The organism is Shewanella sp. SM68 (assembly GCF_025653925.1).
GTDB lineage: Bacteria > Pseudomonadota > Gammaproteobacteria > Enterobacterales > Shewanellaceae > Shewanella > Shewanella oncorhynchi.
The window spans coordinates 1-18,772 of the sequence record NZ_JAKKRU010000008.1 but is presented as its reverse complement, the minus strand read 5'-3'; the positions used below and the strand labels follow the sequence as shown (position 1 = coordinate 18,772).

General features: G+C 44.1%; 11 protein-coding genes and 13 tRNA genes. 11 read left to right on the top strand and 13 right to left on the bottom strand.

The genetic code is table 11. From position 1 onward, the window contains the following. On the top strand, positions 1–402 hold the full coding sequence (locus L5M40_RS13650) for a YbaY family lipoprotein (RefSeq protein WP_168824317.1): 402 nt from the start codon (positions 1–3) through the stop codon (positions 400–402). Between the two features lie 740 nt (positions 403–1,142). Next, positions 1,143–5,039 carry a S8 family serine peptidase gene (locus tag L5M40_RS13645; protein WP_263256767.1) on the top strand — a complete coding sequence of 1,299 codons (3,897 nt, stop codon included), beginning with the start codon at positions 1,143–1,145 and terminating at the stop codon, positions 5,037–5,039. 85 nt (positions 5,040–5,124) lie between these two features. On the opposite strand, the gene L5M40_RS13640 is transcribed toward L5M40_RS13645, so the two are convergent. Beyond that, on the bottom strand, positions 5,125–6,006 hold the full coding sequence (locus tag L5M40_RS13640; protein WP_263176939.1) for a LysR family transcriptional regulator: 882 nt from the start codon (positions 6,004–6,006) through the stop codon (positions 5,125–5,127). Positions 6,007–6,168: 162 nt separating this feature from the next. Here L5M40_RS13640 and L5M40_RS13635 point away from each other — a divergent pair, with 162 nt between their 5' ends. Further along, positions 6,169–7,416: an MFS transporter gene (locus L5M40_RS13635; protein WP_113941015.1), complete on the top strand. Its 1,248-nt coding sequence runs from the start codon at positions 6,169–6,171 to the stop codon at positions 7,414–7,416. Positions 7,417–7,432: 16 nt separating this feature from the next. Here the strand turns inward: L5M40_RS13635 and L5M40_RS13630 are convergent, their stop codons facing one another. The 12 genes from L5M40_RS13630 to L5M40_RS13575 all read right to left on the bottom strand — a co-directional run bounded on the left by L5M40_RS13630 (position 7,433) and on the right by L5M40_RS13575 (position 15,380). Next, complete coding sequence (locus L5M40_RS13630; RefSeq protein WP_173497699.1) at positions 7,433–8,812, bottom strand: sigma-54-dependent transcriptional regulator; 1,380 nt, start codon at positions 8,810–8,812, stop codon at positions 7,433–7,435. Between the two features lie 4 nt (positions 8,813–8,816). Beyond that, the gene (locus tag L5M40_RS13625) at positions 8,817–10,613 is read right to left on the bottom strand and encodes an ATP-binding protein (protein WP_173497700.1); all 1,797 of its coding nucleotides are present in this window, start codon (positions 10,611–10,613) and stop codon (positions 8,817–8,819) included. Positions 10,614–10,742: 129 nt separating this feature from the next. Then, entirely contained in the window at positions 10,743–12,140 is a 1,398-nt protein-coding gene (locus L5M40_RS13620; protein WP_173497701.1) for a TRAP transporter large permease, read from the bottom strand. Further along, entirely contained in the window at positions 12,140–12,796 is a 657-nt protein-coding gene (locus L5M40_RS13615) for a TRAP transporter small permease (RefSeq protein WP_173497702.1), read from the bottom strand. The genes L5M40_RS13620 and L5M40_RS13615 overlap by 1 nt, the downstream gene beginning before the upstream one ends. Before the next feature lie 59 nt (positions 12,797–12,855). Further along, positions 12,856–13,875 (bottom strand): TRAP transporter substrate-binding protein, encoded by a 1,020-nt coding sequence (locus L5M40_RS13610; protein WP_173497703.1) that lies wholly within the window; start codon positions 13,873–13,875, stop codon positions 12,856–12,858. 467 nt (positions 13,876–14,342) lie between these two features. After that, positions 14,343–14,573, bottom strand: coding sequence for a hypothetical protein (locus L5M40_RS13605; RefSeq protein ID WP_105252063.1), 231 nt, complete (start codon positions 14,571–14,573; stop codon positions 14,343–14,345). Between the two features lie 166 nt (positions 14,574–14,739). Beyond that, positions 14,740–14,815: transfer RNA gene (locus tag L5M40_RS13600), tRNA-Val, on the bottom strand. A 28-nt stretch (positions 14,816–14,843) separates the two neighbouring features. Beyond that, positions 14,844–14,919, bottom strand: a tRNA-Val gene (locus tag L5M40_RS13595). A gap of 28 nt (positions 14,920–14,947) precedes the next feature. Next, positions 14,948–15,023 (bottom strand) — tRNA-Val (locus L5M40_RS13590). A 48-nt stretch (positions 15,024–15,071) separates the two neighbouring features. Then, positions 15,072–15,147, bottom strand: a tRNA-Val gene (locus L5M40_RS13585). A gap of 37 nt (positions 15,148–15,184) precedes the next feature. Further along, positions 15,185–15,260: transfer RNA gene (locus tag L5M40_RS13580), tRNA-Val, on the bottom strand. 44 nt (positions 15,261–15,304) lie between these two features. Beyond that, positions 15,305–15,380, bottom strand: a tRNA-Val gene (locus L5M40_RS13575). 615 nt (positions 15,381–15,995) lie between these two features. Here L5M40_RS13575 and gltX point away from each other — a divergent pair. The 8 genes from gltX (at position 15,996) to L5M40_RS13535 (ending at position 18,718) form a co-directional block, all read left to right on the top strand. Next, complete coding sequence (gene gltX / locus L5M40_RS13570) at positions 15,996–17,405, top strand: glutamate--tRNA ligase (RefSeq protein WP_105252064.1); 1,410 nt, start codon at positions 15,996–15,998, stop codon at positions 17,403–17,405. 105 nt (positions 17,406–17,510) lie between these two features. Beyond that, a tRNA-Ala gene (locus L5M40_RS13565) sits at positions 17,511–17,586 on the top strand. A gap of 63 nt (positions 17,587–17,649) precedes the next feature. Next, a tRNA-Glu gene (locus tag L5M40_RS13560) sits at positions 17,650–17,725 on the top strand. Between the two features lie 104 nt (positions 17,726–17,829). Beyond that, a tRNA-Ala gene (locus tag L5M40_RS13555) sits at positions 17,830–17,905 on the top strand. Positions 17,906–18,034: 129 nt separating this feature from the next. Beyond that, positions 18,035–18,110, top strand: a tRNA-Glu gene (locus tag L5M40_RS13550). 118 nt (positions 18,111–18,228) lie between these two features. After that, positions 18,229–18,304: transfer RNA gene (locus tag L5M40_RS13545), tRNA-Glu, on the top strand. Positions 18,305–18,435: 131 nt separating this feature from the next. Beyond that, positions 18,436–18,511: transfer RNA gene (locus tag L5M40_RS13540), tRNA-Glu, on the top strand. 131 nt (positions 18,512–18,642) lie between these two features. Continuing rightward, a tRNA-Glu gene (locus L5M40_RS13535) sits at positions 18,643–18,718 on the top strand. Positions 18,719–18,772 lie beyond the last annotated feature (54 nt).

Below are 18,772 nucleotides of genomic sequence, written 5' to 3'. Positions count from 1 at the left end.
ATGTATCTGAAAATAAAATCGTTTATATTGTTCTCTCTCATGGCTGTCTTGCTCAATGGCTGCGTGACTGTAACACCTGAACAACCGATTATCATCAATGGCGCAGCTGGCTATCTAGAGAAGATCCCATTACCTCAAGGCTGCCAAATCATTATTGCCATTATTGATTTGAATACTCCAGGTGTCGTCGTCGCACAAAAAACCTTCAATATCGCCAGAGCACCTGTGCCATTTAAATTTACACTGCCCGCTAAATCGATCGATAAAAGTATCCAATATGGCGTAGTGGCGATGATCAAGTTTCAAGACCAAGTGATCTTCCAAACCTATGACAGGTTCCCAGTTATCAATAATGATAAGTTCACGACAGAAGTGTTAATGAAGGCGGTGATGGCGAATTAACCACTGGCCACAACTGCAATAATATTGTTTTTATATTGATGAAGATTTTGCCCTTTCAATTCGATATTGAAAGGGCTTTTTTGTGGTCAATAATCCGCTTGCTATGCTGTAAATGTGAGATTAAGTATTAATTTGCTCTATACAGGATTAAGAATATTAATGCATAAGTTAGTTAATTTTTATAAGGGGTATCATTTTGTAAAATATTATACAAATACAAAATGCATACAATTTGTTAATTTAATGTTTAATTTTTGATTCTTTATTGTTTTATTTAGGGTCTTTTGTGTTTATTTTGTAACTAATGATATTTATAAAAAAGAGTATTTATTTACGGGGATTTATTCTGTTTAACCTAATGCTATTTTTGAGATGATACTTAAGTGTTGAGTTTAACTCTATGATTTAATGTGTATTATTTGTTTTTATCGATTTTTACACTACGAATTATCGTTGGGGCATAAAACAGTCTGATAAAGGTTCTATGGATTTATTTTAACAAGGTATGAGGTCGTTCATTATTTACTGAGTTACGTTCTGTTAATTTGCTGTTTTAATTTGTATCATCGCGTGTTACAAATTGTCGCGATAAAACTCAGTGATCATCATCACAGTAAATTGAATGGTTATTCATAAAAAATGTCAGTTACGGGTGATGTTTTTGGTTGCCGCAGCGTTTTCATGCCATCCAAACCTGAGTTTTATAAATCATACAACTTATAAGAATTAGGGAAGTCACAATGAAAACTAAAATAGCATTAGCAGTGTCTATGGCACTGTTATCGTCGGCGGCAAATGCACAAACCGTATTATCACCTACGGGTGAAACCTTGCAGTTAGATATTCCAAGTGAATTACAAGTCACTTCATTACGCGGTAACGCTGCCGGAGCTGAGGTTAAGTTTGTACCAGAAGCAGATTTAGGTGAGGGTGAATATACTTATATCGTTCGTTTACGCGATAGTTCGGTTGCTAATTACCAAGGAACTATTCCAGGATTAAAAGCGACTAGTTCACAAAGAGTGCAGGTAAACGTTACTTCAAAAGTTGCTGTGAACGGTAAACTTGATGCTTCTAAAGCTGAAGTCAAAAGTTATGTTAGTTATTTGAAAGTAAAACAGAACCGATTTTTAGCTAACGCGAGTGCGGCTATTGGCACCAATCTGCAACCATTAACGACATATCAGTATGCGTTAAACGGTATGGCGGTTCGCATGACTCAAGCTCAAGCGAAGAAAATGGCTGAGTTACCTGAGGTTGCGTTTGTTGAGCGCGAGCGTATGGAGCAAATGGAAACCGATGTCAGTCAAGCGCTTATCGGTTCTCCTAATGTATGGGATGGCAGCGCGACGGGCACGAAAGCCATGGGGGAAGGCGTGATCGTCGGTATTATCGACTCAGGTATTAACTCAGATCATGCTTCATTCGCTGATGTTGGCCAAGATGGCTATGACCACACAAACCCATTAGGTCAAGGCATCTATATTGGTGATTGTAAAACTGATTTCGCGAGCATGTGTAATGACAAGTTGATTGGAGTTCGCAGTTACTCTGAGATAACAAATAACTACGACGATGCAAAAGTGTTTGGTGACACCCCTCCAGCTAAAAATGGTGAGGATTACGGTGGGCATGGTACTCACGTTGCGAGTACCGCAGCAGGTAACATCCTAGTGAATGTGCCTTATGTGCAAGGTGAAACAGGTAAGTTAGAAAGCGATGGCATTGCGACAGGCCTTGAATTTAAACAAATCTCAGGTGTTGCACCACATGCAAACATTATAGCTTATCAAATTTGTAATCCGGGTAATGCGGGCGACACTTATTCTGGCTGCCCGACCGCACCGATTTTAAAAGCCTTAGATGATGCGATTAAAGATGGCGTCGATGTGCTGAACTTTTCTATCAGTGGTGGTGGAAACCCGTGGAATAGTGCGACGGAACAAGGTTTTTTAGCCGCGCGTAATGCGGGGATTTTTGCTGCAGTGGCTGCGGGTAACACACGTGCTGCGACAAGCACGAGCCCTGCGATTAATCAAACACCTTACTCTACGCCTAAAAATGCACCTTGGTATACTTCGGTCGCTAACTCGACTCATAACCGTGACATAGTACGCGCCGTGGAATTTAATGGTAAAAACTATCATTACACTGCTGGTTCTGGTCCGGTTCAAACTGAAGTGCTCAAAGGTGTGCCCCTTTATGCTGGCGCAATCGATGCGACTAATTTTGAAGCCTGTAAACCGTTCCCAGCCGATGCCTTTAAAGACAAGATCGCCGTTTTAAGACGCGGTGTTTGCTCATTCGATATCAAAGTGGCCGCCGCAATGGCCGCTGGCGCTAAGGGTGTGATTGTTTTCAATAGAGATGGTGAAAATAATGCGCGTCTGACTATGTCGGGGCTGGATAAATTGAATATTCCAGCGGTATTTATTGGTGATATTGATGGCTTAGAATTGATTGCTGCTATGGCGGCAAATCCTGCTCTTGAAATCACGCTGTCTCCAACCCCTAAAGTTGCCAGTAAAGAAGCGGATGTTTTATCTGCCAGTTCATTGATTGGACCTAATCTGACTAACGATGTACTCGTACCCTATGTCGCTGCACCGGGCAGTGACATCTACGCAGCTTATTCCGACCAACAATTCGGCCATGATGAAACAGGTACAGATCCTGCTGATTTCACTTTGATGTCAGGTACTTCAATGGCGAGTCCTCACGTTGCCGGTGCTGGTGCTTTACTTAAATCGCTACATAAGGATTGGACGCCAGACAACATTCGTTCTGCGCTAATGATGACGTCAACGACAGCCCAAGCCATGAAAAAAGCCGATGGTAAAACCGTTGCTGATCCGTTTGACGTAGGAGCCGGTCGTATTCGTGTTGATTTAGCGGCAAAAACGGGCTTAGTGATGGATGAAAGTGCCTTAAACTACGAGATTGCTAATCCTTCGACAGGTGGCGATCCACGTAAGCTAAACATTCCAAGCATGGCTGATTCACGTTGTATCGATACTTGTACTTGGACACGTACTGTTACTGCAACGGCTGATGGTAGCTGGACTGCAAAAGGCGTTTCCGCAACGGATAAATTCGCGTTAACTGTGACGCCAGAAAGCTTTAATCTCAAAAAAGGTGAAAGCCAAACGATTACAGTGACTGCGGATGTGACTGACGTCGGTGCAAGTTGGGGCTTTGGTAACTTAGTATTAACGTCCGATACTTTCCCAACGGCTAATATGCCGATCGTAGCTAAGATAGCTAAACGCGATTTACCTGCTTTGGTTAATGTTTCAGCCTCACGTGATGCCGATGAACGCAATTTGGCGCACTTGAAAGCGGTTGATCTACCGGGTGTTGCGGCGACAGTGACTGCACTTAAATTAAGCGCTACTTATGAATCAAGTGTGAAACAGGATTCAAATACCGATAGTGCATTTGATGATTTGGCCGATGGCGTAAAAGTATTTAGCTTTAATGTTGAAGATAAAGCTTTATATTTCAATGCATCAATCGGTAATACAACCTCTCCTGACTTAGACATGTTTGTGATACTCGATAAGAAAGACGGTAGCAAGCTTTCTATCGCGGCATCTTCTGCGTTTGGCGGTTCAAAGGAAAGTGTATCCATTAAGAACCCAGTGAAGGGTGAGTATATTGTCGTTGTACAAAACTATCAGGCATCTGCAGCCGATGCGGATGATGCCTTTAGTTTGAAACAAGTAACCTTATACGATGAAGCGGGTGATAACTTAACTGCAAATCTTACGGGTGATCATAAAGATTTCAATGTCAACTTAGCATGGAAACAAGCGATGCTAGTGGGAGATGCTGGCATAGCTATGCTGACGCTGACCACCACTGATGACAAAGTCGCACCTGTTAAAATTCCGGTCGTATTTGAGCGCGTTAGTGATGACGTATTACCTCCTCTAGGCAGTACTGTTTCTGGTGAATTAACACCTGGCACCGCTAAAGTGATGAAGACACGTATTGAAGCGAACAAAACGCAAGAAACCCGTGTTTACACCCTAGAGGCGTTATTACCAGAAGGTCACGAAGTGGCTAATATTAGCCATCAAGGCGCACAAGTGGGCAATAAGATCACTTGGACTATCGAAATGGCCTCTGCTGCTGCGGCATTAGATGTCACGTTTGACTTAGTGCCACGTAAGGCGAGTCAAGGCAACATAGTGGCATTGACCAACAAAGTGAATAACGACTCGGCTGAAATCTTGAAGCAGGAGTATCAATTTGATGTTCCAGAAGTGGCGCCAGTAGCTGTGATTGAAGCTCCTGCCACTGTCCAAGAAGGTAAACCTTTGTTCATCGATGCGAGCAAGTCGTCGGATGCCAACAATGATCCTTTGACCTACAAATGGACTCAGTTAGGGGGCCCCAGCTTTAACTTTGACGCTAATGCGGCCAAGCTTAATCTCGTCGCACCAAACGTGAGTGGCTCTGCTCAGACGGTTTCATTCCAACTGACAGTATCTGATAACCACGGCAATAAAGATTCAAGTGTTGTGTCTGTATCTGTGACTGAAACACCAGCCAAGAAAGATGATGGTGGTGCCTTAGGTTGGTTAAGCTTGTTGTTGCTACCTTTTGCTTTTGGTCGTCGTAAACAAGGCTAAACCCTCAGAGTAAAATAGGAAGGTTTAATGGTAAGAGAGAAGGGCTGATATTGATATTAGCCCTTTTTGTATTTGCTGGTTTAGGTTAGCGATTTGACATTAAAAAATCGACAAATGCGCGGTCTGCTTGGCTGACGGGGCGCTGCTTTTTCCATGCAATATGGAGGTTTAAAAATACCGGTGGATCGAAGGGTTTGGCTAAAATGTCATCTTTTGAGCTTATCGCCATCTCAAGTACACTGGTGATCCCAAATCCTTGGGAAACAATTTGTTTAATCAGATTAATCAAATTGGTCTCGAAGGCAATATTGGGCTTTTTGCCTAATTCTTTGGCTTGAGAGAGTATCCACTCACGGTGGAAATAACCTGTCTTGAACATCACTAATTCATGGTCGAAAAAGTCATGTAGACTCACAGCGCTATGTTCCGCTAAAGGGTGTTCGGCACCCATGGCGATCACCATTTGCTCACGGATCAACAGCTGACTATCAAATTCGGGCTGTAGGTCTTGGGCGGTAATGATTGCAATATCCACTTCTTCCTGTTGCAACATGCGCAGTGCATCCCGCGTCCCGCCTTCAAACAGTGATAGTTTTAACTCGGGGTACTTATGCCGAAAAGCCATTAAGCGCGAGGGGAGATAGAAAGAACCCAGCATGCCCGGCACGGCAATGCGGACTTCCCCTGAGGTGAGATTGGCCATGGCACGGATTTGCGCTTCGGCCTGTTTAACCTGTTTCAGGATCAAAGTGGCATGTTGATGCAGGACTAAACCTTCGGCCGTGAGTGTGAGCAGTTTATCATTCTTGTTGCTCGTACGATTGACTAAGGTGACGCCGAGTGCGACCTCTAAGCGCTTGATACTTTGGCTTAACGCGGGCTGAGCCATATTCAGTTTCTTGGCTGCGGCGGTAAAGCTGCCGGTATTGGCAAGGGCATCTAAATGTTTGAGTTGGCGAATATCCATTAATCGGGCTCGTACTATTTTATCAGTGGCAAGATGTGTACTTTTGGTGCGCTATTTCTATAACAAAAATCAATGATTACGATAGATATTATCTATTATTGTTATGTTATGCCCAGTGATAATCTTTGTCTATCCTATGAGTGATACTTGGTTGAGGCTCCCGTGCAAGCCGTATTAGATACTATGATTGACAATAAACAGCGTGACACCCGATTGATGTGGGCGCTCTGCGTCGCTTCAGTGGTGGTCTATATCAACTTGTATTTAATGCAAGGCATGTTGCCGCTGATTGCGGAACATTTTGCGGTATCAGGCTCTAAAGCAACCTTGATCCTGTCGGTGACCAGTTTTTCCTTAGCCTTTTCATTGCTCTTGTATGCGGTACTGTCAGATCGTATCGGTCGACACACTCCAATTATTGTCAGCTTGTGGTTATTGGCATTGTCTAACTTACTATTAATCTGGGCGCCGGATTTTAATGGGTTAGTGCTAGTGCGATTGCTACAAGGTGCATTACTCGCTGCCGTACCTGCGATTGCCATGGCATACTTTAAGGAGCAATTATCACCGAGCACTATGCTGAAAGCCGCAGGTATTTATATTATGGCGAACAGTATTGGCGGGATTGTTGGACGTCTGCTAGGTGGTTTAATGTCGCAGTTTTTATCTTGGCAAGAATCTATGTGGTTGCTGTTTCTAGTGACGTTAGCGGGGGTGGCTTTAGTGAACTATTTGCTGCCTTCACTTGCCGATGCGCAGTCGATGTCACCCAGTAACACTGAGCCTTCCTTATCAAAACGCGCCCGTTTAGCGCAAGATCTTCATGGCTTTAGTCATCATCTCACCGATGCGCAAATGCGTTTAGTCTACGCGATTGGTGGTTTGACCTTCATGATGATGGTGAATCAATTTAGTTTTATTCAACTGCATTTGATGGCTCCACCCTATGAATGGAGTCGTTTCCAAGCTACCTTGATTTTCCTGTGTTATTCCAGCGGCACTGTTGCGTCATATTTTACTGCTAAATGGCTCGCCAAATTTGGCCAACATAAGTTGTATCAGTGGTCTTGGTGCGTGATGTTGCTCGGCAGTTTACTGACCCTGTTTGATACGACCTTAACCATTAGCTTAGGTTTTTTAATGACCGCCTGTGGGTTCTTCCTTACCCACAGTTGTTGTAATTCCTTTGTTGCAATGCGGGCCAGTCGTGATCGAGCTAAGGCGACGTCACTCTATTTATGTTGTTATTACTTAGGTGCTGCGATTGGCGGCCCTTATTTGATGATGTTTTGGCATGAGGCGCAGTGGCGCGGTGTGGTGATGGGATCGTTAACCTTATTAGCCTTGATCGCCTTAGCAATCACCCGTTTGCATTACCATCAAACTCATGTCAAACGGGCGTTAGTCTAAAGCTTAAATATGTCCTTTAGTCATCGGAATTAATGTATTGTTTGCGGTCTAAATCGTATTTACGCATTTTGTCGTAGAGGGTTTTGCGGGGCAGTTCTAGCTGCTCCATGGTCTGCTTAATGCTGCCCTTGTTGTGGCTAAGTGCTTCTTCAATCAGTACCCGTTCAAAAAACTCTACCCTTTGTAGCAGGGACATACTCGAGTGCAGGCTTGGAGTATTGCCTAACGTGCCAGCAAAGGCGGCTTCTCCGCCCAGCAGCACAAAGCGTTCGGCGAGATTACGTAACTCACGCACATTGCCTGGCCAGTCGTGGGAAGTAAGTATCGCGTTTTGCTCTGCATTTAAGGCGATAAGCGCTTTGTGATAGCGTGCCGATGCGACGCGGGCAAAGTGTAAAAAGAGTAACGGAATATCTTCACGGCGATCTCTCAGGGGAGGGATGGGTACAGTCACCAGATTTAAGCGATACAACAAGTCTTGGCGAAATTCCCCGGTGTCACACAGGCTCTTTAAATCTACTTTAGTGGCGGCGATTACCCGTATATCAAGGCTGATGCTTTTGTTTGACCCTAAACGTTCAACCTTACGATCTTCAAGCACTCGCAGCAGTTTTACTTGCAACGACAGTGGTGTACTTTCAATTTCATCTAAAAATAACGTGCCACCATTGGCATATTCAAATTTGCCAATGCGCATCTTATCGACGCCAGTAAAGGCCCCCGCTTCGGCGCCAAAGAGTTCACTTTCAATCAGGTTTTCGGGGATTGCACCACAGTTGATGGCGACAAAGTTAGCTTGGCTGCGGCTGCTGTGGTCGTGTAAATAGCGGGCAACAAGTTCTTTACCTGTACCTGTTTCGCCTTCAATTAACACATCCGCAGGCGTATCTATCACTTGCGTTATGATGTGGCGCATACGGTTGATGCCGACACTGTTGCCCAAAATACGAGGGCCCGGTACGCTTTGGCTTTCGAGATCCTTTTTAAGCTTGCGGTTCTCTAAGGTCAGACTGCGTTTTTCTAAGGCGCGTTTAACCACATCGAGTATATGTTCGTTATTAAAGGGTTTTTCGAGAAAGTCGTAGGCGCCTTGTTTTAAGGCATTGACTGCCATGGCAATATCACCAAAACCAGTGAGTAGGACGACGGGGAGATCGGGATCTTGCAGACGGATTTGTTGCATTAAGCTGATGCCGTCTAATTGTGGCATGTTGACATCCGATATCACCATTCCCGCCCAATCTTTATGCAGCAACTTAGCGATACCTTTGGGTTCTGTGGTGGCGAGCGCCTTAATGCCCTCCAGTTCAAATAGTTGAACGAGAACTGTGCCTATGTGCGGCTCATCGTCGATGATGAGAACAGAATAATCTTGAATTGAATTGGGCACACTCATAAAACTAACGTTCCTCGAGCAAGTAAATAGGTAAAATAATCTGGAAAATAGCGCCACCCTCTTCGGCATTGGCAACGTTAATTTGGCCTTGCATGGATTCGATAATACGTTGTGAAATCGATAAGCCTAGCCCCAATCCGTGCCGTTCGTTGGTGGTAAAGTAGGGTTCGAAGATTTTCTCCATTTGGCTTTCACGCACACCAGGGCCCGAATCTTGGATACTGATGCAAAACTTATCTTCACTGGTCACGCGGATAACCAATTGGCGTTTAACCGATTGTTGCATAGCGACAATTGCGTTGCTCATAATGTTGACAAACACTTGTTGTAATCTAACCTTATCCCCCCAAACCTGATAGTTGCTGTTGGGTAATTGCACATCGAGTTCAACACCCTGTTTATCAATTGCAGGTTGAACTATGGTCAGGGCTTGCTTGATACAGCGGCCAATATCGGTTGCGCTATCAGCGCCTTGGCTCTTGCGGGTAAAGCTTTTAAATTGCCCAACAATATCGGCTAATCTGTCGGTAAGTTCAATAATAATCTTGATATTATCCAGTGCCTTATCTTGCATATCACGGGCGAGAAAAGTTTGGGTATTTTGGGCATAGCTGCGAAGTGCCGCGAGTGGTTGATTGAGTTCATGGTTAATACTGGCGGATAAACTACCGATTACTGTCAGTTTTGCCGCTTGGATCAGCTCGTCTTGAGTATCTTTGAGTTGATTGTTGGCCTGCTGTAAGTCCTGAGTACGTTCTTCAACTCGCTGTTCTAAAAGGCTTTGCGCTAGTTGCATTCGGTGTAGATTGCGACGGCGCTCGGCGTTAAATAGGATGCTGAGTGCCAGCAAAAGATAAATACTGGCTGACAGTAACATCAGCGCGGGCAAAGAGGTCAGTAAAGGTTTGATTGGCGCTAAGATGTGTACTCGCCAGCCTGCTTTAGCCATTGATTGGTGGATGTCCATGTATTGTTCATGGTCTGTACCCGTTTGCAGTTGGTAAAGCATAGCTTGACTACCACTTTCATAGGGCGGCTTCATCAACAACTCTCCTATGGGACGTTCTGCATAGCGTTTAGAGGCATTAAGGGCATATTGCTTGGCTTGGGTAAGCGGGGTTAATGACTTTAACCGCCATTCATCGATACTGGAAATAAAGACGATATCTTCAGGATCACTGATAAGGAATTGATACTGACCCGCAATTGCGATACTGGTACTTTGTTGCTCTATGTCGGCAATATTAACTTTGACTATGATGGCCCCAAGTATGCCTTTACCACCTTGTTGATAAATAGGGTAAGAGAAATAAAATCCGCGCTTATCTGAGCTGGTACCCACTGCATAATAACGGCCTAGATTGCCCGAGATAGCATCTGTGTAATAGGGTCTAAAGGAGTAGTCCTTGCCAATAAAGGAAAAACTTTGTTGCCAGTTACTGGCGGCAATGGCGATACCTAAGGCATCAATCAGATAGATATCGGATGCTTCGGTAACATGCTGAATTTCTTCGAGATATAAATTAAGCTCTTGGACTTTGTCAGGATTCTGCTGGTCGTTCAGGACATTGGCGAGCATTGGGTTAGTCGAGAGCACGTGGGGAATACTTTCGTAGCGCGATAGTGCACCATCGAGAAAACTGACTAATTCCTTTAGTTGTTTCTCCGATTGCTTTTGGATCTCGATTTTACCTTGATGCAAATGCACCCAGTATGTCAGTTTGAGGGTTGCAAATAGGCCTGCAAGTAACACAACGGTCAGAAAGAGGCGTTTCTTGGCCTTAGGCGTCATGGGCAACATGGTGGTTATCCTGATAAAGCAACGGGATCAATAACTGATACTGCGCATAATAAAACAAAGCGAGCCTGACTAGGCTCGCTTAAAATCTATCTGTAATCAAGGGGTAATCTCACAACCTTGAATTGCAGACTAATATCCACGCATCGAATCCAACCATTCAGGTAAGAAGAGTGAAATCTGTGGTACGTAAGTAATCAGGGCTAAGAAGGCTAGCATCACGAGTAACCAAGGCAGAACCGACTGAATCACCCAACCAATACTGCGCCCCGTGATCCCAGCGGTGACAAAGAGATTGAGTCCCACCGGCGGCGTTAGCATACCGATCTCCATGTTCACGACCATTATGATACCTAAGTGGATAGGATCTATACCTAATTGCGTTGCAATAGGGAACAGAATTGGCGCCATAATGAGTACAATCGCCGATGGCTCCATAAAGTTACCGGCAGCAAGCAACAGTAAGTTAACGATGATCAGGAATCCCCAGGCGGGTAAACCCATGCTAACAATATACTCAGCAATAATGTGAGGGATACGTTCTGTGGTTAATACATGCGCAAATAGCATAGCGTTAGCTATGATAAACAGCAGCATGATACTGACCTTGGCACCATCGCGCACAACATGACGTATGTCTTTGTCGATAGGCGTTTTAATCAGTCCTAAGAACATATGGCCTAAGTTACGCGCAGTTGCTTTGGCTAAGTTTTCATCTTGATTACGCCATGCCACGTCTTTTAATGGCCCGATATCACGGTAGCCAAATACCGCAATAAGGTAAGCATATACACAAGCCACAGCTGATGCTTCGGTTGGGCTAGCAACGCCACCATAGATAGAGCCTAATACGATAAAGATGAGTGCTAATCCACCCATTGCCTTGGCACTTGAAATCCCCAGTTGTTTAACGCCAGGGAAAGGACGTGAGGGCAAGTTTTTAAAGCGGGCAACGATATAAATGACGATCATCAATATAAATCCCATCATTAAACCTGGGATTAAGCCTGCCATAAACATTTTTGCAGCCGACACTTCAGTTGCTGCGGCATACACTAACATGACGATTGAAGGTGGGATCAAAATCCCGAGAGTGCCAGAGGTCGTGATCACGCCTGCAGCAAATTTTTCGGGATAACCTGCTTTTACCATGCCGACTATGACGATAGAACCAATTGCCGCAACAGTCGCAGGAGATGAACCAGAAACCGCAGCAAACAGCATACACGCCATAACGGATGCCATTGCTAATCCACCACGGACATGTCCAATACTGTCCATGGCAAAATCGATAATCCGTCTAGCGACACCACCCGTTGATAGGAAGGCGGATGACAGAATAAAGAAGGGGATAGCGAGTAAAGTGTAATGCTCTGATGAAGACTCATACAGCTTGAGTGCAACTGAAGCTAAGGAGTCATTCGAGAACAATAAAATCGTCAGCATGCTGGAAAAACCTAATGCGATAGCGATAGGCATACCGAGAAACATACATACGAATAGGGCGGTAAATAGGGTTGCAATAGCCATTATTTAGCCTCCTTTTGGTCAGAGACTGGATCTACTTTAGCGTTTTTAGCGCTCTCATCGATTAAATGCATACTTTCTTTCGCTTCATCGGCAAATTGGAAGCCTGAGACTTGGTCACGCAGAATGGCGATAAAGAGTTCGACGAAACGCCAAGTCAACATAAAAAAGCCAATAATTAAAATACTTTGAGATAACCAAATCGGTATTGCGCCATCTTCAATATCGATTTTTAAAGTGTTCCAAGCAAAATCTGGATCGAGGCTTTTTAATATAAATTGTGGGAAATGTATGTCTTCCATAGGCAAACCGATTTGATACATCTGGCTTAAGTAATCCCAACTGCCTTTTAAAAAGAGTCCGCAATAGACGATACAAACAAAGGCGGTAATAAGAGATACTATCTTTTTAGCCTTTGGCGCTAAATTTTTAACAAACGCATCGACACCAATATGGGCACCGACTTTAACCCCATAGGACATACCAAATAACACAAACCAACCGCAAAAGGTTAATGTAAGTTCTTGGATCCAAAGAAAACCCGTGTTGAAGAAGAAGCGAGCGACGACTTCTGAAAACACTAACAGCGTCATCAGAGTGATCAATAAATTGAGCACACCTTCTTCAATATAACCAAATATTCGCGATATCACAGCCATAATCCCCTCGCTGAAATGGTCGCCTAAGCTCGGTTGAGCTTAGGCGACTATCATCATTATTATTTATTTGCAGCTACAGCAGCATCAATCACATCTTTACCGATTTGATCTTCAAACTTAGCCCAAACAGGTTTCATTACCTCAACCCATTTTTGACGTTCAGCAGGAGACAGAGTCACTAACTGTGAACGTTTAGAATCAAGGATTAACTTTTTGTCTTCATTGTCTTTTTCAGCGGCAATCTTGTTACCTAATGCGATAGATTCGTCTAAAGCTTCTTTGATGATCTTACGTTTGTCAGCAGGTAGACCTTTCCAGAAAGTGTCAGAGGTCACGACCATATAGTCGAGAACACCGTGATTACTTTCAGTGATTTGGCTTTGCACTTCATAGAACTTTTGTGAATAAGTATTTGACCAAGTGTTTTCTTGACCATCGATAGCGCGGGTTTGAAGTAGGGTAAATACTTCAGAGAAAGGTTTTTTCACTGGGATTGCACCAACAGCATCAAACTGGGCTGCTAGAACATCAGATGCCATAACGCGGAATTTTAAGCCTTTTGCATCAGCAGGATTTTTAAGTGGTGTGTTAGATGAGAACTGTTTCATACCATTGTGTAAATAACCCAGACCGACAATCCCTTTACGGCTCATGGAGTTCAGTAATGTTTGACCAGCTTCACCTTGTTGGAAACGGTTCACGGCATCCATATCATTGAATAGGAAAGGTAAATCGAATATTTGTAGACGTTTAGTGTAACGCTCAAACTTTGAGAGTGAAGGCGCTACAAATTGTACGTCGTTTAACAGCAGTGCCGCTAGTTCGTTGTTATCCCCAAATAACTGTGAGCTAGGAAATACACTGACTTTGTATTCACCTGGTAAACGTTGTTCAACGAGTTCTTTAAATTTAAGTGCCATTTGGCCTTTAGGTGTGTTTTCTGCCACTACGTGTGAAAACTTAATTTCAATCGGTTCTGCAAATACGTTAAAACTGGTCGCAAATACGGAGGCAACAGCGAGCATTTTGACTAAGGTTTTGAGTGGACGGGTCAATCCAGTTTGTTGATTCAATATCATCTTGAGTTCCTTTTTCTGTTGTTAGGATTTGTCCTCAGTCTTGGTTAGTTTGTTACCAAGTTTGAGTAGGAATACAGCCTTGATTTCCCTGAGGTCTGTCTTACTAAAGGCAAATACCACGCCAACTTACACTGGCTTCTGTAAGTGTTTGGTTACTAAAGTGTAGTTCATTTGATATTTGTCACACTTTTAGTTTGGTGGGTGAGATCTCGCTCACAGTGATTTTGTGTTTGGGTGGAAACCCACCCATAGTGAAGTTCGGCCCCAAATTGACGGCTCTTGTCGTTGCAGATAAATTAAACAAACTTAGTTATTTTGAGATCAAAAAAAGCCGTAAAAGTATGCGATATAACGACAAATATTGTGGTGGGTTGCTTTAGGAGAAGAAGTGTAGGTGAGATGTGAAGTCTATGGAGGTTAAGTCGATAGCTATCGTAGTCAATCAAGACACAATTCATTTGATGCTGTTAGTCATCCTCTAAAAGAATACGTTTAAGGATAGCATCGCTAGGTAACAAGGCTAAATGGCCTTGTTCATCAAAGTACCAACCGGTAATAAAGCCTTTTTGGCGCATGCTGACGAGATTATGCATGACTTCCCGCGCTTCTTTTAGAGCCGTTTGCTCATCGCAGGCGTGGGTATGCTTTAAATAAGTGGCAATATTGGCAAGAGAAGCGGATTGACTGACGCTGGCCATAATGTTGATCTCCAAAAATGCTAAAGCAGAATGAAATCAGGCTGAGTGTCGATAGTCTTAGTATTTAACGAAGTATAAAATGCCGAACAGCATAATTTATCACTCGCTGATTGAGATCAAGCATAGTTGAGTAAGCGCGTGGGTAAAGTTTATTGGGGGAGATTTATGGTGGTCGCTACTGGGCTCGAACCAGTGACCCCCTCCTTGTAAGGGAGGTGCTCTCCCAGCTGAGCTAAGCGACCTGGGATATAACGTGTGTGTTGCAGAATATGGTGGTCGCTACTGGGCTCGAACCAGTGACCCCCTCCTTGTAAGGGAGGTGCTCTCCCAGCTGAGCTAAGCGACCTGGGATATAACATGTGTGTTTCAGAATATGGTGGTCGCTACTGGGCTCGAACCAGTGACCCCCTCCTTGTAAGGGAGGTGCTCTCCCAGCTGAGCTAAGCGACCTGGGCATTCTTAAATTACACATTTTTTAAGTCATTCTTCACTAAATAATGGTGGTCGCTACTGGGCTCGAACCAGTGACCCCCTCCTTGTAAGGGAGGTGCTCTCCCAGCTGAGCTAAGCGACCTGGGAATGACTTTTACACATTAATACATTAAGTTATATGGTGGTCGCTACTGGGCTCGAACCAGTGACCCCCTCCTTGTAAGGGAGGTGCTCTCCCAGCTGAGCTAAGCGACCTGGGATATAACATTTTGTATGCCATAATTTCTTTGTAGAAAATATGGTGGTCGATACTGGGCTCGAACCAGTGACCCCCTCCTTGTAAGGGAGGTGCTCTCCCAGCTGAGCTAATCGACCTCGCTGTGTGGAGCCGTATTATAGGGAGGTTCGATCTAGTGTCAACGCTTTTTAGTGAAAAAAGCATTGGTCGCGCTATTTTTGTCCACATTGGCTTAATGCTAATCACGCCGCCGATCAAAGTGTTATTTAATTCGCCAGTCAATGGTACGTAATTTGGACGCTCGCGATTAAATACGAGTTGAACTCATCCCATTCACCGGACTTTTTTGTGGTAAAAGTGCTGAGGAAGTGAGTGATTTATAAAAATTAGCGCACTACGCACTAATAGTATGAGTGCATTGATAGTGTATAGATGCGCGTGTTCGATGGCGCAGATATTTATAGTCGAAGGAATATAGGTGTAGAGATTTAGGGGTTGGAATATAAAGCCTGAAAAATCATCTCAAGTGTTAGCATTCATCAATGGTGGCGATAGCAATAGTGCCACCTTTATATATCGCTTTATATTGGCTTCCCTATAAAAGGGAGGGATTCGCGACACGATTTAACCAGATAAGTGATACTGTGAAGCTTGTCCCATTTGCAGCGCCTGCTTTGACTGTTAGAATAAGCCCACTTTTTTTATCGTGATTGTCTTTATCTAGACGACTTTATATAGGTTAGTGTCCCATTATGACAACTAAGACGCGTTTTGCCCCTAGTCCTACCGGTTTCTTGCATGTTGGTGGTGCCCGTACTGCACTTTATTCTTGGTTACAAGCCCGTGCAAATAACGGTGAGTTTGTATTACGTATTGAAGACACTGATATTGAGCGTTCGACTCAAGCCGCTTGCGATGCGATTTTAGAAGGCATGAACTGGCTAGGTTTGACATGGGACGAGGGCCCATATTACCAAACTAAGCGTTTTGACCGTTATAACGAAATCATTGCTCAAATGTTAGAAAAGGGCACAGCGTATAAATGTTACTGTTCACGTGAGCGAATCGATGCCTTAAGAGAATCACAGGCCGCTAACGGTGAAGCACAAAAGTATGATGGTTGCTGTCGCGACTTACCCGCTCGCGAGACTGATGAACCATTTGTGGTGCGTTTTAAAAATCCAATCGGTGGTTCAGTGGTATTTGATGACCATGTTCGTGGTCGGATTGAATTTTCTAACGATGCATTAGATGACTTGATCATCGCCCGTACCGACGGCGTGCCAACTTATAACTTCTGTGTGGTGGTTGACGATTGGGATATGGGGATCACTTGTGTGGTGCGTGGTGAAGATCATATCAACAATACCCCGCGTCAAATCAACATTCTTAAAGCATTAGGGGCGCCGATCCCAGAATATGCACACGTATCTATGATTCTAGGTGATGACGGCGCTAAGTTGTCCAAGCGCCATGGCGCTGTTAGCGTAATGCAGTACCGTGACGATGGCTATTTACCAGAAGCACTGCTGAACTATTTAGTGCGTTTAGGTTGGTCACATGGCGACCAAGAGATTTTCTCATTAGAAGAAATGAAGCAATTCTTTAAGTTGAGTGACATCAACAAAGCCGCTTCTGCTTTTAATACCGATAAACTGGTGTGGTTGAACCAACACTATATAAAGAGCCTAGATCCAGAATATGTGGCAACACACTTACAATGGCACATGGACGATCAAAAAATTGATCTGTCAAATGGCCCAGCATTAGCTGAAGTGGTCACTGCATTAGCTGAGCGCGCTAAGACTCTAAAAGAGTTAGCTGCATCTAGCCGCTATTTCTATGAAGACTTTGCTGAGTTTGATGAAGCACAGGCGAAAAAGCATTTACGCGGTGTTGCGTTAGAGCCATTGCAACTGGTGCAACAGAAATTATCGGCATTAACTGAGTGGACAGCTGAAGCTATTCATCAGGCAATTGAAGATACTGCGACTGAATTAGATGTGGGTATGGGTAAGGTCGGTATGCCTTTACGTGTTGCAGTAACAGGGGCAGGGCAGTCTCCAGGCTTAGATATCACACTATTTTTAATTGGAAGAAGCCGTTCTGAGCAAAGAATATCCAAAGCGATTGAATTTGTAGCAGATAGAATAAATTCCTAAAAAAACGAGTTGACACTTTTAGGTGCGCTGCATAGAATGCGCCACGCAGTTGAGACACAGTCGAGCAAATGCTTGCAGTGCACTTAAATGTAGTTCGATAGGTTTGGGGTTATAGCTCAGCTGGGAGAGCGCTTGCATGGCATGCAAGAGGTCCACGGTTCGATCCCGTGTAGCTCCACCAAACTTACCGTAGATGTTAAACGGGAACCTTTTCTAGTGAAAAGTTCAAATTAATATGTCCGGGGTCCCCTTCGTCTAGAGGCCTAGGACACCGCCCTTTCACGGCGGTAACAGGGGTTCGAATCCCCTAGGGGATACCAAATATTGGTTCCTAGCAAATAACTAACGTGTTGTTTGGTAAGAACAAAATCTAAATTTCTGCTGATACATATACTGCTAAAGTTAGCTGTGTTGACAAAAATTTGGGGCTATAGCTCAGCTGGGAGAGCGCTTGCATGGCATGCAAGAGGTCCACGGTTCGATCCCGTGTAGCTCCACCAATTTACTGCCTTATTAAGCAGAAACGAAAGTTTAAATTAATACACCCAAGGCATACTTCGCTACTTAGAAGAGGCCTATGAGACCGTAGATGTTAAACGGGAATGTTAAGTTCAAATTAATATGTCCGGGTCCCCTTCGTCTAGAGGCCTAGGACACCGCCCTTTCACGGCGGTAACAGGGGTTCGAATCCCCTAGGGGATACCACATTTTGGTTCCTAGCAAATAACTAACGTGTTGTTTGGTAAGAACAAGGCATTTRCTTCCTAGYCTACTGAAGYGAATGTGTTAYAAARCTCGGTTACGAGTTAAAWCATAAGTCCGGGTCCCCTTCGTCTAGAGGCCTAGGACACCGCCCTTTCACGGCGGTAACAGGGGTTCGAATCCCCTAGGGGATACCATCTATATTTTATAGAGAGTGGTTCCTAGCAAATAACTAACGAGTTGTTTGGTAAGAACAAGGCATTTGCTTCCTAGCCTACTGAAGTGAATGTGTTACAAAGCTCGGTTACGAGTTAAATCATAAGTCCGGGTCCCCTTCGTCTAGAGGCCTAGGACACCGCCCTTTCACGGCGGTAACAGGGGTTCGAATCCCCTAGGGGATACCATCTATATTTTATAGAGAGTGGTTCCTAGCAAACAACTAACGTGTTGTTTGGTAAGAACAAAGCATTTGCTTCCTAGCCTACTGAAGTGAATGTGTTATAAAACTCGGYTACGAGTTAAATCATAAGTCCGGGTCCCCTTCGTCTAGAGGCCTAGGACACCGCCCTTTCACGGCGGTAACAGGGGTTCGAATCCCCTAGGGGATACCACATTTTGGTTCCTAGCAAATAACTAACGTGTTGTTTGGTAAGAACAAGGCATTT